The sequence below is a fragment of the Campylobacter hyointestinalis subsp. lawsonii genome, assembly GCF_013372165.1.
Taxonomy (GTDB): Bacteria; Campylobacterota; Campylobacteria; order Campylobacterales; family Campylobacteraceae; genus Campylobacter; species Campylobacter lawsonii.
In genome coordinates, this window is record NZ_CP053828.1 from 394206 (window position 1) to 407404 (window position 13199).

Consider the following 13199-nt stretch of genomic DNA (forward strand, 5'->3'; position numbering starts at 1 on the left):
ATTCGCACAGCAGTAAAAGTGTTAGTTTATGTGTGAAGTAAAAATAAAAAAGGTTAAAAACCTAAATTTAATCCGCGTTAGTCGGATAGATAACTTTAGGGGTTTTGAAAGGGCGTAGCCCTTCATCGCAAAGCTGGGCTTGGCTCAGCTGCGAAGTCAAAAATAAAAAAAGGTTTTAAGCTATGGCAAGAATTGGTTTTTTATCGCACTCTGATATGAGCGTCTATTACTTTAGAAGTCCTATAATGAGAGCTTTAAAAGCACGTGGGCATGATGTTTTTGCGATCATTCCAGATGGCGTTTATACTAGCAAAGTGCAGAGTGAATTTAAAACAGCCGTGTATGATATAGATAAAGCTAGTCTAAATCCTATGCGGGTTTATAAAGACACAAATGACCTTGCAAAAGTTTTAAAATCATTAAATTTAGATATGCTTCAAACAGGAGCTCATAAATCAAATGTGTTTGGCTCATGGGCAGCAAAAAAAGTAGGTATAAAAACTATCATAAATTTAGTTGAAGGACTTGGAAGCTTTTATATCCACAATGATATCAAAACTTTAATTGTTAGAAAAATTATAGAGTTGCTTTATAAAAGAGCATTTAAGATAAGCGATGCTTGTATTTTTGTAAATGACAGCGATCCTGATTATATGATAAAAAAAGGTCTTATAGATAAATCAAAAGTAAGGCGTATAAAAAGTGTCGGTGTAAATGCTTCTGAATTTGATCCAAATTTAGTAGAGCCTTTTTGGCTTAGTGATAAAAAAGTCGTACTTATGGTAGGCAGAGCACTTTGGGATAAAGGCATAAGGGAGTTTTATGAGGCAGCTGGTATTTTAAGCCACAGAAAAGACTGCGAGTTTGTCTTTGTAGGTGATGGATACGCAGGAAATCCAAGTAGTGCAGATGAGCAGTTTTTGAAAAATAAAAACGTAAAATGGCTAAAATGGAGCGACAATATAAAAGAGATCTTAAAAGGCTCATATGTTTATGTTTTACCTAGCTATAAAGAGGGTTTTCCACGTACTGTTTTAGAGGCTATGAGTATGGGTCTGCCTTCAGTGGTGAGTAACTGCTCTGGAAATATCGAAGCGGTGAGTAACGGCATAAATGGGCTTGTTTGTAACACTAAAGATTCTCATTCTCTTGCTAAAAATATAGAAATTTTACTAGATGATGAAGAGCTTGCTAGTCGTATGGGTAAAAGTGCGCGTGAGTTAGTTTTAAGGCAATATGACGAACATATAATAGCAGAAAAATATTTGGAAGTTTATAAGGAATTTATAGATGTATAGGCTATTTTTTAAACGTTTTTTTGATTTTCTAGGTGCTTTGGTGCTTATCGTTTTAACAAGTCCTGTGATGATAATAGCTTTCTTTGCTATAAAAAGACGCTTAGGAAGTCCTGTTATTTTTACGCAAAGTCGCCCTGGACTAAATGAGAAGATATTTAAGATATATAAATTTAGAACTATGAGCGATGAAAGAGATGCTAATGGTGAGCTTTTGAGTGACGAGATAAGGCTAGGTGAGTTTGGGGCTAGGCTTAGAAGTCTTAGTATCGACGAGCTTCCTCAGCTTTTTAACGTGCTAAAAGGAGATATGAGCTTCATAGGGCCGCGTCCGCTTTTAGTAGAATATTTACCTTTATACAGCGATGCTCAGCGTCTTCGTCATAGTGTGCGTCCTGGCATCACAGGACTTGCACAAGTAAATGGTAGAAATGCCATAAGCTGGAGTAAAAAATTCGAATATGACAGCTTCTATGCTAGCAATCTAAGCTTTATGCTTGATCTTAAAATAGCACTTTTAACTATAAAAAAAGTTATAAAAAAAGAAGGTGTTAATCGTGAAGGTATGGCAACTACGCAAAAATTTAATGGACACAACTAATGAAACAAATTTATATTTATGGATTTAGCGGACATGGAATGGTTTCTGCGGACGTGGCTAAAGCAAATGGCTATGATGATGTGATATTTTTAGATGATGCTAGTGAGTTTAAATTTAGCCCTGATCTTCCAAAATATGATATTTTTATAGCTATAGGTAACTGTGCTATAAGGCAAAAGCTTCAAAAAAGAGTTTTGGAGTGTGGTTTTAATGTAGTAAATTTGATTCATCCAAGTGCGATTATTAGCCCAAGTGCTAAATTTGGTAAAGGTGTTTTGGTTATGCCTGGTGCTATTATCAATGCAAATGCGCTTATATATGATGGGGCTATCATAAACTCAGGAGCAGTGGTCGAGCATGATTGCGTCATAGGAGAGTTTGCGCATATCTGCCCTAGAGTTGCGTTAGCAGGAAACGTAAAAGTTGGAAAAAGAACGTGGATAGGGATAGGTAGCGTCGCTATCCAAAATGTGAGTATAAAAGACGATATTTTTATAGGCGCTGCAAGCGTGATACTAAAAGATATCTTAAATGGACAGCTTGCTTATGGAACGCCTTGTAGGGTTGTTTCTTAAGATTAAATTTAAAGAAGTTAGATAAAATTTAGAAAAAACGGAGATAAAAATGATACAAACCTGCCTTTTTCCGGTTGCTGGATATGGAACTAGATTTTTACCGGCGACTAAAAGCCTACCAAAAGAGATGCTTCCTATCCTTACAAAACCTCTCATTCATTATGGTGTAGATGAGGCCAGAGAGGCTGGTATGAGTAATATGGCATTTGTCACAGGGCGTGGAAAAAGGGCTTTGGAGGATTATTTTGATATAAGCTATGAGCTTGAGCATCAGATCGCAGGAACAAATAAAGAATATATGCTAAGCGAGATCAGAGAGCTTATGAGCTCATGCACATTTAGTTTTACGCGCCAACAAGAGATGAGAGGATTAGGGAATGCGATATACTCGGGAAAAACCCTAGTCGGAGATGAGGCTTTTGGGGTTATTTTGGCCGATGATTTATGCGTGAATGAAGACGGGGTTAATGTCTTAGCTCAAATGAGTGAAATCTATGAGAAATACCGTTGTAGTATAGTCGCAGTCATGGAAGTACCTAAAGAAAATGTAAGTAGCTATGGCATTGTAGATGGTAAATTTATCGAAGATGATCTAATAATGGTAAATGATATGATAGAAAAGCCAGATCCAAGCGATGCTCCTACAAATTTAGCTATAATCGGTAGATATATTTTAACTCCGGATATTTTTGAGATCATAGAAACTACAAAACCTGGTAAAAACGGCGAAATACAAATCACTGATGCGCTTTTAAAACAAGCTAAAAATAGTATGGTTTTGGCGTATAAATTTAAAGGACGTCGCTTTGACTGCGGAAGTGTGACTGGATTTGTAGAAGCTACAAATTTCTTTTATGAGAGCGAAAATGGTAATAAATGAGCTTAAATTTTCAAGATCAGATATGCAAAATATCAGTTCATACCAAAGACGTATGAATGATGAGCTAAAAGATGGTGAGATAGGTTACTATCATCTTCCTGATTTTGGATATGAGATCTTAAATGAAATTTCTAAATTTAAAAATAGAACCAAATTTAAAAAAGTAGTCTTGATAGGAGTAGGGGGAAGCTCTCTTGGTGTCAAGGCGATTTATGAGATGCTAGGTCCTAAAATTCCTTTGGTTTTTTTAGACAACTTAGATCCGTTTGATATAGAAAATAAGCTAAAAGATATTAAATTTAACGAAACTCTTTTTATTCTCTCTAGTAAATCAGGAACAACTATAGAACCTATAAGTATTTACAAATATATTTTGGACTTATATAAACCTAAAACTTTTGAAAATTTCATAGTTATTACAGATGTTGATAGCAAACTAGAAGCTTATGCCAAACCAAATATCGCAGTTTTTAATATACCAAAAAATGTCGGAGGTCGCTTTAGCGTACTTTCTGCTATCGGACTTGTACCGCTTGAGCTTTGTGGTGTAGATACCAAAAAAATGCTTGATGGTGCATTGTCTTGTAAAAAGCAGTTTTTAGAAGAGGGCGATGATACGATATTGCAAAAAGCGTATCATTATGCAACGCATAAAAATGCAAAAATAAATGTTTTGTTTAGTTATAGCACAAGACTAAAAAGTTTTAACGACTGGTATGTGCAACTTTGGGCGGAGAGTTTAGGAAAAAAACGTGGCTATAAAAGAGTGGGACTTACTCCAGTCGGACTCATAGGAAGCAAGGACCAGCACTCTTTTTTACAGCTTATAATGGAGGGTGTAAAAGACAAAACGGTTACTTTTATAACACTAAAAGATCATTCTAGTGCTATTTTGGTACCAAATTTAAGTCTAAAGAATTTAGAAAGTTGTGATTTTGCAAATTCGCTTTATATGGGCGATATCATTAATGCCCAAGCAAAATCTACTATGCAAGCATTACTTGGGGAAAATATCAGTATTGATACCATAAGTCTAGATGTTTTAGATGAGTGGCATGTCGGATTTTTAGTGTATTATTATGAGCTACTTACAAGCGCAGTTGGGCTTATGCTAGGTATAAATACGTATGATCAACTAGGAGTTGAAGTAGGCAAAAGGATACTTAAAAATTTACTTTATGAAAGAGATAAAATATAAGTCAATGTCTATTTTTGTAAATATCACATTATTTGGTGCCTTAAATATAGGCGTAATGTTTTAGCAAGAAGCTAGATTAAAGGAAATTATATTGCAAACAGCTAGTAAAATGAGTGTAGAAATCGATAAAGACTATATTCATATTTTAGCTGATATTGACCATAGCATTTATGCGTAAAGCATTATTCTAAAGATATCAAAATTTAAAAGGAAAACGATGAAAAAATATATTTTTGTTTTTGCTTTAGCTCTACCTTTGTTCGCTCAAGATAGACTAATTCATGTTTATAAGTCGCCAACATGTGGTTGTTGTGGGCTTTGGGAAAGCTACATGCAAAAAAATGGTTATAAAATCAGCTCTCATGCTAGTGAGGATTTTATAAAAATCAAAGAAAAATTAAATATCAAAGAAGAGTATCAAAGCTGCCACACAGGCGTTATTGGTGGTTACGCTATCGAAGGACATGTTCCTAGTAGTGCTGTAGCATGGCTTTTAGAAAATAAACCTACTGACGTGATAGGAATTTCTGCCCCTGGTATGCCTATGGGAAGTCCTGGAATGGAGCAAGGGATAGATGAGACATATCCTGTAATCTTGATGAAAAAAGATGGCTCAAGCGAAATTTTTGGTTATTATAAAGGCGATAAAAAGATTTGATTTATTTTGCAAGACTTTGGCTTTGCAAGAATTGCATTAATTTTATAAGCAAATTTAGAATTTAAAAAGCTGGAGAAAACTCCAGCTTTGAAGTGATACATAAGATCGCACTATTGAAGCAATCTTAATACGTTTTCACAGAAACAACCTTAGATTACTAATCTAAGAACGTTTTCACAGAAACGCTTGAAACTACTCTCAAGACGTTTTGTTGCACGGTGTTAGCTTGACTCATTGCGTAGCTACCACTTTGAGCAAGGATGTTAAATTTATAGAAGTTTGTAGCCTAGGTCAACAAAGTGAAAGATATTTAAAATTATCTGCTATTTAAGTAAATTTACTACAAGCTCTATGATGATATCATTTTGACTTGGTTTGCTTTTAGCAGTCATACGACATTTGATTTAGGTAACACAAATCATTTTAAAACCATGAACTAGACTTTATAATTATCAAGAAAGTAAGACAGTAAATTTTAATAATTTATATGTTAGTTACTTCCTGAAGTTTTTATTTTTATATTAGCTGCTATTTAAGCAAAATATAAAAAATTACTGATATAATACAAATATTGGATTGCAGATTGGCGATCGGCTTTAAGCCCTAAGAGGATTTCTCTGGGGCTTTTGCTATTTATGGAAATATTTTTAATCCGCTACCTTCTATTTGTTTATTCCCATTTTGATAAAATTTATTTTTTAATATCTCAAATGCTCTATTTTCTTGTTTTTCCTTAAATATTTTTAAACCTATTGGCCTAGCTATTAGATCAGCTAACTGAAGCCCAGCGGAATTACTTTTTTTATTCGATAATACAATCTCAAATGGCAATCTAATATCTAAAAAATTGCTGCCACTACATACTTTCATAAATTCAAGCTCTAAATCTTTATCTTCTTTTTCACCTCTTTGTTCTACTATAATATGTGTTATTCTTTTTACTTCGTTTTTTTGATTTCAAAAAATGGCATAATCTTTCTAAGCAAAATTTTAAAGCTATGTTGTAAGGATTTTTTGGTCTATTGTATTTATTTATAAGTTTTTGTTTATTTATTACTGTCGAAATAATAGTGAATTCTTCTTCAATAATTTTAGTTAGCTCAAATATAAAAGCTTCTTTTCTCTCTTTTGTGTTCAAAATAGCAAAATCACCTTTATCTCTCCTTATCTCATTTTCGTGTAATACTATCATATCATGTCCGAAATGTTTAAATTTAAATTTTTTTAATTTTAAAACAGTGTCATTTACATAACTATCTTTTTTTAAATATACAAAAAGCTAAAACAAATACTGGAAAATCTTTATTAATATTTGTTAAAGAATGATCGCCGCTTTCATCTACGTAAACTATATGATTACTAAAATACATTTATATGTATCTTAAAAAATTAATATAAAATTTATTAAAGTTTATTTAATAACAAGTAATTCATCTCTTTTTAAAGATCTTAAAACTATATCTTCTGAATCAAATTTATCATTGTCAGTTATATCTTTTAATAAAATCTTTAAAGCATTTTTTTCTTTTTCTAAAATAGTATCTTCTTTAAAATAAATCTTAGAGAAGAAATCATTTGGTAATTCTTTAAAAAAATTATCAGGAAGTAAATCATATGTATGTATGTTTTTATCTTGATTAATTTTTGCAATTTTTACCATACCATAAAAAACATCATCTTTCCATAAATAAAATGTAGTTTTATATCCATAATCATTCCAATCTGTTTTTTTAAGATACATATTATTTTTTTTATTACTATCAATAGTTGTAAAACCTTTGATATCTAAAATTTTCAAGCATTCATCTATCGTAAAATGCTTACTATCGGATTCAGCATCTACATTTTCAACATTAACATGGCCATACTTATGTTCAATATATATAGAGTCTATAATTGATTTAAGTATTTTATCTATATCGCTATCTTTTGTATAATCTGCTTTAGCGATATAATTTACTCTATTTTGTTCTATGAGTTTTTTGGCTATATCTTCTTTTTCTTTATCAAATATAGCTATAGATTTTCCACCATTTGCTTTTACTAACTTCATAGCCGGTATATCAGTTTCTCCATCTCCTAAATATATAATATGTTTAAATTTAATTGCTCTTTCATTTTCTGGTATAAATTGATTAATTAATTTATTGTCATATGCATTATGTATGCCTTTATTTATCCTATAAAGATATTGAGTTTTTGTAGTATAATTAATAGCCAGTGCAGGCCAAATAGGTCTCCCATAATCATCATAATAGAATGAAGATGCATAAATAATATCAAATTCTTTTGCTATAGTTGTTCCTTCTATCATCTCTTTAGTGCCAGACGAAATAATATAATGTTTTATTTCTATATCAAGTTTATTCGCATACTTATTGATTCTTTTAAAATATTCTTCAACTCCATCAAAATATTTAACATTTTTACCATGACTTTTTAGGCTATCTTTATCTATCGTTATCTCTTTTCCTTCTGCCCTTTTTATCATTAAATACATATAAGCTAATATTTCGTCCATATTATTTTCTTCGCTTAAATGTTTTACTTGTGACCAAAATTCTTCTTTAGTAATACCAACAGAAGGGATAAATGAATTTTCTTGTATATTTCCTTTTGCTAGAGTTCCATCAAAGTCATAAGCTATGGCTATTTGTAACATAATATTCCTTTTATTTATTTTATATATTAATTTAGAAATCCGATTTTAGCACAGTTAAGTAACCAAGTAGCAAATGAAATAAAGCTATATAATATAAAATTAACATCAATAACATGAGTTTTAAATAATTACTTTATTGTTTATTATTAAAATAGAATTTGAAAGAATTTAAAAGCTGGAGTTTTCTCCAGCTTTGAAGCAGTCTTAATGAATTTTCACAGAAATGTTTGAAACTATTCTCAAGACATTTGCACAGAAACAACCTTAGATTACTGAAGTAATCTAAGAACGTTTTCACAGAAACGCTTGAAACTATTGTAATAGTCTCAAGACGTTTTGTTGCACGGTGTTAGCTTGACTCATTGCGTAGCTACCACTTTGAGCAAGGATGTTAAATTTAGAGAAGTTTGCACTCTCTTCAGCAAAATCGACATCACGGATTTGGCTTTCTGCTGATGCAACATTTACTCTAGTAACGGTGATATTATTTATCGTGCTTACTAGCTGATTTTGTACCGAACCAAGGTCTGAACGAATGCTGTCTAACATCTTTTGAGCTGATTCAGCGATATCTATCATAGCTTGAGCACCAGTAAATGTATTTACACCGCCTTGTTGAGCATTTGCCATTTTAGCTAGAGTATTACTATCATAAAAGCCCATTGCCATAGCTATTTTTGAGCTTATTGTTCCTGAGTTCATATCTTTAAGAGTTACTGAAGCTTGTGCCATTAGTGAGCCATTAAGTCCAGCTTCCTTAGAAAAACCATGGGTTTTAGCACCTGCACCATTATTAGCTGTTGAGAATACAACCCTTATATCTCTAGCATCTTGACGTACAAAGGTAAGATGCCCTAAGACTGTAACTGCAGATAAATCACTGCCTTTTTTACCAAAGCCCATAAGGCTAATGTCGCCTTTATACCCAGCGGCTTTAGAGAGTTTTGCTTTGCAATAATTACATTAATTTTCTAAGTAAATTTAAGAGTGAATATTTAGCCATTTTAAACAATAATGTAATTTTAATTTTGGCTTTAAGATAAGATGAAAATTTGATAATAGCCACCGAATTTCGGATAGCTATCATTAAATTTTTACTCAATTAGAATAATTTTTTAAGCTTTTCTATATAAGTAGTTTTGTCAAAGTCTTTTACCAAAGCTACTCCATCTTTTATGGCGGCCTCTGCAACTGCCGGGGCTACCGTAAATAAAACTCTAGGATCGAATGGTTTTGGTATGATATAATCCTTACCAAATTTGATCTCTTTGCCATTATATGCGGCAGTAACGGCTGATGGAACCTCTTCTTCTGCTAGTTTTGCTAAAGCATCTGCAGCTGCTATCTTCATATTTTCAGTGATTTTTGTAGCTCTTACGTCTAGCGCACCGCGAAATATAAACGGAAATCCCAAAACATTATTTACTTGATTTGGATAGTCGCTTCTTCCTGTTCCCATCATGATATCATCTCTTACTGAGTGAGCGATTTCGGGCATTATCTCAGGAGTAGGATTTGCCAAAGCAAATATTATAGGATTTGGCGCCATACTAACAACCATATCTTTGCTTAAAACACCGGCTTTTGAAAGACCTAGGAACATATCGGCACCTTTCATAGCATCTGCTAAAGTTCTAGCGTCTGTATCTATGGCAAAATCCATTTTTTCAGGAGTTAAATTTTCTCTTTTAGTATGTATGACGCCTTTGCTATCTAACATTATGATATTTTTTACACCAAGGTTTCTATACATTTTCGCGCACGCGATTCCAGCTGCGCCGCTTCCGCTTACTACTACTTTCATCTCTTCTGCTTTTTTACCTGTGATTTTTAGAGCATTGATAAGTCCTGCAGTAGTTATGATAGCAGTTCCGTGCTGATCATCGTGCATTACAGGGATATTTACGCTTTCTTGAAGTTTTTTCTCTATGTAAAAACACTTTGGCGCACCGATATCTTCTAAATTTATACCACCAAATGTTGGGGCTAGAGCTTTGCAAATTTCAACTATCTTATCTGGGTCTTTCTCATCAAGCTCGATATCAAACGCATCTACATTTGCGAATTTTTTAAATAAAACAGATTTGCCTTCCATAACAGGTTTTCCAGCGATCGCACCTATATCCCCAAGCCCTAAAACCGCCGTACCATCGCTGATAACTGCAACAAGATTGCCTTTATTGGTGTATTTGTAAGCAAGCTCGTTATTTGCCTCTATCTCTTTGCAAGGCTCAGCAACGCCAGGAGTATATGCAAGGCTGAGATCATCAGCAGTCTCGCAAGGTTTTTTTACCTTGATTTCGATCTTTCCGCCTTCATGATACATTAACGCTTTTTCTTGTAAATCCATATTAATCCTTAATAATAACTTTCATATATTTTGTAATTTTTCGATTATAGCTAAAATATTTTTATTTATAATAAAAACTTAATTTTATAATATACTTTTTTAAGCTCAATGTTACTTTTTGTAATTATATTTTTTAAAAACTATATAAATTTATCTACAAATATATTTTAAGTTATATTTTATAATTTAAATTTAGGAAATTTTAAATGGCGTATATTAGCTATTTAAATGTATTTTGATTTATATAAATTTGTAAATTAAATTTACTATAGCAAATTTAATTTATGAGATATCGCAATTTAGCAAGTAAATTTATTAATTTTTTTACTTATATTTATTGATTCGATAGATAACAAAATATTATAATTATTAGTTAATGTATTTTAAATTTATTTGGCTCTGTTTTATCTAGCATTAATAAATTTGATTTTTATAGTTGCGGAGTGAATTTACTTGCTAAAGCAGTCTATTTTTAAATTTAGATCGCTACAATTTTTACTAAAATCTTGCAATGATAGGAATTTAGTCATTACAAAAGAGCATCATTGCAAGTCAAATAAATCTATCTTAATTTTATCTAAATGATGAAAAGACGATAGACATTATCATTTAGGCTTAGACAACTAAGCTTTGGAGCATAGAACAATCAAAATATCCTTTAAAAACTATTTTGATATGAGTTTTGCAATCCTTGATTTAAGAGCTTTAGTGCCGATAACTTCAATAATCTCAAAAATGCTTGGGCTAACAGTTCCTCCTGTAATCGCAATGCGTATTGGCTGAGCGATATCTTTTAGCTTTTTACCACGTTTATCTAAAAATGCCATTGTCATCTCTTCATACTCTTTAGCACTTAAATCCTTATCTTCAAGCTCATCTTTAAATTCGTTTAAAAGTGCTTTTGCATCATCAGTGATAAACTTAGCAACGGCTTTTTCATCGTAAGTTTCAGGCGGGTTTATTATATTTAAAGCTGAGTTTTTAAGCTCTACTAAAGTCTTACTTCTCTCTCTAAGTGAGTTTAAAAGTAGCTCTCCTTTATCAAGCGCTCTAAAGTCAATACCAAAAAACTTCATATCATCAGCCAAACGCTCATAAGGTAGAGTTTTTATGTAGTGCGCATTTAGCCAGTCGAGTTTTGTGAGGTTATATGTAGAAGCGGACTTATTTATATCGTGCGGATCAAAATATTTTAGCATATCGCTCATAGAAAAGATCTCATCATCGCCATGACTCCAGCCCAAACGCACAAGGAAATTTAAAAGCGCTTCAGGCAGATAACCCATAGCTTTATACTCCATAACATCAGTGGCGCCGTGTCTCTTAGATAGCTTTGAGCCATCGCTTCCATTTATCATAGCCACGTGAAAAAACTCCGGTAAGTTAAATCCGAGCGCTTCATAAAGTATGATCTGTTTTGGGGTATTGCTAAGATGATCATCGCCTCTTATAACGTGAGTAACCCCCATCAAAGCATCATCTATCACAACAACAAAATTATAAGTAGGCGTCCCATCGCTCCTTGCTATGATAAAATCATCAAGTATATCGGCGCAGTTAAATTTCATATCGCCTTTTATGCCATCTTTAAACTCTATAGTTCCACTAAGTGGCGCTTTGATACGGATAACTGGCTCTATGCCTGCTGGTGGAGTGCCTGTAAAATCCCTATATCTACCATCATATTTTGGACGCTCTTTTTTAGCTTCTTGCGCGGCTCTTAACTCATCAAGTTCTACTTTGGTCATATAACATTTATATGCTTTGCCCTCATCTAAAAGCTTTTTTATATACTCTTTGTATATATCAAATCGTTTTGACTGATAAGTTACTTCGCCATCATAATCTAGTCCGCACCAGTTAAATGCTTCTCTTATGGCAATTACTGCTTCTTCAGAGTTTCTTTTTAGATCTGTATCTTCAATGCGAAGTAAAAATTTACCTCCGTTTTTTCTAGCATAAAGATAGCTATAAAGCGCAGTTCTAAGACCTCCGACATGTAAAAAACCAGTCGGACTTGGAGCAAATCTAGTTGTAAGCATAACTGTTTTATTCCTAATTTATTAAATTTAGATATAATTTTAACTCAAATTTGCTTTAATAAAGGTTTTATTTAATGAAAAAAATAGTATTTTCAACCATTTTTTTATTTAGCTTAGCAGGTGCAGATTATGTAAATGGCATTATAGCTACTGTCGAAAATCAGCCTATAACAAGTTATGAGCTAAACACAGTTATGAAAAAAATGAATATCGATAACCAAAAAGCTCTAAATTTACTTATTAGAGAGAGACTTGAAGATGCACAGATAGTAGCCTTAAATATCGTAGTAAATGGCTTTGAAGTTGAAAGCAAAATAGAACAATTAGCAAAAACAAACGGTATGGACGCAGCTACTTTTAAAGAAGCCCTTGATTCTAAGGGGATTGACTATAACGCATTCAAACAAGACGTGGAAAAAAATCTCAAAAGAGAAAAGTTGTATGCTAGGATCTTAAATAACCAGAGCCAAAATATCACGCCTGAAAATGCTAAAAAATTCTATGAAGCAAATCCGGGTATGTTTGCTCAGTTTGATACCATAAACGTGGCTCGTTATAGCTCAGACTCAAGACAAAATTTAGAAACGATAATAAAATCTCCTATGAGTATGCCAAGCGGAGTTAGCATAGAAAACTTAAGTCTAACCTCTAAAAATTTAAATCCACAATTAAGATATATATTTATTAACTCAAAAGATAAAACATTTACTCCTATCTTTCAGATCGCCGCTAATGAATTTGAAATGTTCTATATAATTTCAAGAGAAGGATCTTATCTGCCTGATTTTGAAAGCGTAGAACAACAAGTCGTAAATGCAATGGCAAGTCAAGAACAAGAGATCGCAGTAGCTGATTATTTTAATAAATTAAGAGTAAAAGCAAATATAGAAATCTTAAAAAGATAGATAAATTTGGTATCAAATTTGATACCAAATTTA

General features: G+C 32.5%; 13 protein-coding genes and 3 pseudogenes. 8 read left to right on the plus strand and 8 right to left on the minus strand.

Annotated features, from left to right (window positions below; all coding sequences use genetic code 11):
* The first annotated feature begins 182 nt into the window (after positions 1–182).
* The 7 genes and pseudogenes from pglA (at position 183) to CHLWT_RS02080 (ending at position 5207) form a co-directional block, all read left to right on the plus strand.
* Positions 183–1298: a N,N'-diacetylbacillosaminyl-diphospho-undecaprenol alpha-1,3-N-acetylgalactosaminyltransferase gene (gene pglA / locus CHLWT_RS02050; RefSeq protein WP_112000461.1), complete on the plus strand. Its 1116-nt coding sequence runs from the start codon at positions 183–185 to the stop codon at positions 1296–1298.
* On the plus strand, positions 1291–1896 hold the full coding sequence (gene pglC, locus CHLWT_RS02055) for an undecaprenyl phosphate N,N'-diacetylbacillosamine 1-phosphate transferase (protein ID WP_063998624.1): 606 nt from the start codon (positions 1291–1293) through the stop codon (positions 1894–1896). The genes pglA and pglC overlap by 8 nt, the downstream gene beginning before the upstream one ends.
* The gene (pglD, locus tag CHLWT_RS02060; RefSeq protein ID WP_112000460.1) at positions 1896–2471 is read left to right on the plus strand and encodes a UDP-N-acetylbacillosamine N-acetyltransferase; all 576 of its coding nucleotides are present in this window, start codon (positions 1896–1898) and stop codon (positions 2469–2471) included. The genes pglC and pglD overlap by 1 nt, the downstream gene beginning before the upstream one ends.
* Positions 2472–2520: 49 nt before the next feature.
* Positions 2521–3351 carry a UTP--glucose-1-phosphate uridylyltransferase GalU gene (gene galU / locus CHLWT_RS02065; protein ID WP_112000459.1) on the plus strand — a complete coding sequence of 277 codons (831 nt, stop codon included), beginning with the start codon at positions 2521–2523 and terminating at the stop codon, positions 3349–3351.
* Positions 3338–4549 (plus strand): glucose-6-phosphate isomerase, encoded by a 1212-nt coding sequence (locus CHLWT_RS02070; RefSeq protein ID WP_112000458.1) that lies wholly within the window; start codon positions 3338–3340, stop codon positions 4547–4549. Before galU ends, CHLWT_RS02070 begins: the two co-directional genes overlap by 14 nt.
* Positions 4550–4576: 27 nt before the next feature.
* A pseudogene (locus CHLWT_RS02075) lies at positions 4577–4715 on the plus strand (transposase); the annotation flags it as partial.
* A 51-nt stretch (positions 4716–4766) separates the two neighbouring features.
* The gene (locus CHLWT_RS02080; protein WP_111969341.1) at positions 4767–5207 is read left to right on the plus strand and encodes a DUF411 domain-containing protein; all 441 of its coding nucleotides are present in this window, start codon (positions 4767–4769) and stop codon (positions 5205–5207) included.
* A 157-nt stretch (positions 5208–5364) separates the two neighbouring features.
* On the opposite strand, the pseudogene CHLWT_RS02085 reads toward CHLWT_RS02080, so the two are convergent.
* The 8 genes and pseudogenes from CHLWT_RS02085 to gltX form a co-directional block, all read right to left on the minus strand.
* A pseudogene (locus CHLWT_RS02085) lies at positions 5365–5481 on the minus strand (flagellin); the annotation flags it as partial.
* A gap of 359 nt (positions 5482–5840) precedes the next feature.
* Positions 5841–6140, minus strand: a complete 300-nt coding sequence (locus tag CHLWT_RS09385; RefSeq protein WP_342354105.1) for a DUF3800 domain-containing protein — start codon at positions 6138–6140, stop codon at positions 5841–5843.
* The gene (locus tag CHLWT_RS09390) at positions 6109–6399 is read right to left on the minus strand and encodes a hypothetical protein (RefSeq protein ID WP_244948788.1); all 291 of its coding nucleotides are present in this window, start codon (positions 6397–6399) and stop codon (positions 6109–6111) included. Before CHLWT_RS09390 ends, CHLWT_RS09385 begins: the two co-directional genes overlap by 32 nt.
* 61 nt (positions 6400–6460) lie before the next feature.
* Positions 6461–6577: a DUF3800 domain-containing protein gene (locus tag CHLWT_RS09395; RefSeq protein ID WP_244948789.1), complete on the minus strand. Its 117-nt coding sequence runs from the start codon at positions 6575–6577 to the stop codon at positions 6461–6463.
* Positions 6578–6618: 41 nt separating this feature from the next.
* Entirely contained in the window at positions 6619–7869 is a 1251-nt protein-coding gene (locus tag CHLWT_RS02095) for an HAD family hydrolase (protein ID WP_111971518.1), read from the minus strand.
* A 312-nt stretch (positions 7870–8181) separates the two neighbouring features.
* Positions 8182–8478: pseudogene (locus CHLWT_RS09660) on the minus strand (flagellin); the annotation flags it as partial.
* Between the two features lie 493 nt (positions 8479–8971).
* Positions 8972–10219 carry a malic enzyme-like NAD(P)-binding protein gene (locus tag CHLWT_RS02105; RefSeq protein WP_112000159.1) on the minus strand — a complete coding sequence of 416 codons (1248 nt, stop codon included), beginning with the start codon at positions 10217–10219 and terminating at the stop codon, positions 8972–8974.
* 665 nt (positions 10220–10884) lie between these two features.
* Complete coding sequence (gltX, locus tag CHLWT_RS02110; RefSeq protein WP_111975341.1) at positions 10885–12261, minus strand: glutamate--tRNA ligase; 1377 nt, start codon at positions 12259–12261, stop codon at positions 10885–10887.
* 74 nt (positions 12262–12335) lie between these two features.
* Between gltX and CHLWT_RS02115 the strand changes: the two genes are divergently transcribed.
* Positions 12336–13166 carry a SurA N-terminal domain-containing protein gene (locus tag CHLWT_RS02115; protein ID WP_112000160.1) on the plus strand — a complete coding sequence of 277 codons (831 nt, stop codon included), beginning with the start codon at positions 12336–12338 and terminating at the stop codon, positions 13164–13166.
* Positions 13167–13199 lie beyond the last annotated feature (33 nt).

Bases quoted from the DNA above. Each gene is read 5' to 3' on its own strand.
- pglA (WP_112000461.1), top strand. From the start codon at position 183: ATGGCAAGAATTGGTTTTTTATCGCACTCTGATATGAGCGTCTATTAC.
- pglC (WP_063998624.1), top strand. From the start codon at position 1,291: ATGTATAGGCTATTTTTTAAACGTTTTTTTGATTTTCTAGGTGCTTTG.
- pglD (WP_112000460.1), top strand. From the start codon at position 1,896: ATGAAACAAATTTATATTTATGGATTTAGCGGACATGGAATGGTTTCT.
- galU (WP_112000459.1), top strand. From the start codon at position 2,521: ATGATACAAACCTGCCTTTTTCCGGTTGCTGGATATGGAACTAGATTT.
- CHLWT_RS02070 (WP_112000458.1), top strand. From the start codon at position 3,338: ATGGTAATAAATGAGCTTAAATTTTCAAGATCAGATATGCAAAATATC.
- CHLWT_RS02080 (WP_111969341.1), top strand. From the start codon at position 4,767: ATGAAAAAATATATTTTTGTTTTTGCTTTAGCTCTACCTTTGTTCGCT.
- CHLWT_RS09390 (WP_244948788.1), bottom strand. From the start codon at position 6,399: ATGATAGTATTACACGAAAATGAGATAAGGAGAGATAAAGGTGATTTT.
- CHLWT_RS09395 (WP_244948789.1), bottom strand. From the start codon at position 6,577: ATGTATTTTAGTAATCATATAGTTTACGTAGATGAAAGCGGCGATCAT.
- CHLWT_RS02095 (WP_111971518.1), bottom strand. From the start codon at position 7,869: ATGTTACAAATAGCCATAGCTTATGACTTTGATGGAACTCTAGCAAAA.
- CHLWT_RS02105 (WP_112000159.1), bottom strand. From the start codon at position 10,219: ATGGATTTACAAGAAAAAGCGTTAATGTATCATGAAGGCGGAAAGATC.
- gltX (WP_111975341.1), bottom strand. From the start codon at position 12,261: ATGCTTACAACTAGATTTGCTCCAAGTCCGACTGGTTTTTTACATGTC.
- CHLWT_RS02115 (WP_112000160.1), top strand. From the start codon at position 12,336: ATGAAAAAAATAGTATTTTCAACCATTTTTTTATTTAGCTTAGCAGGT.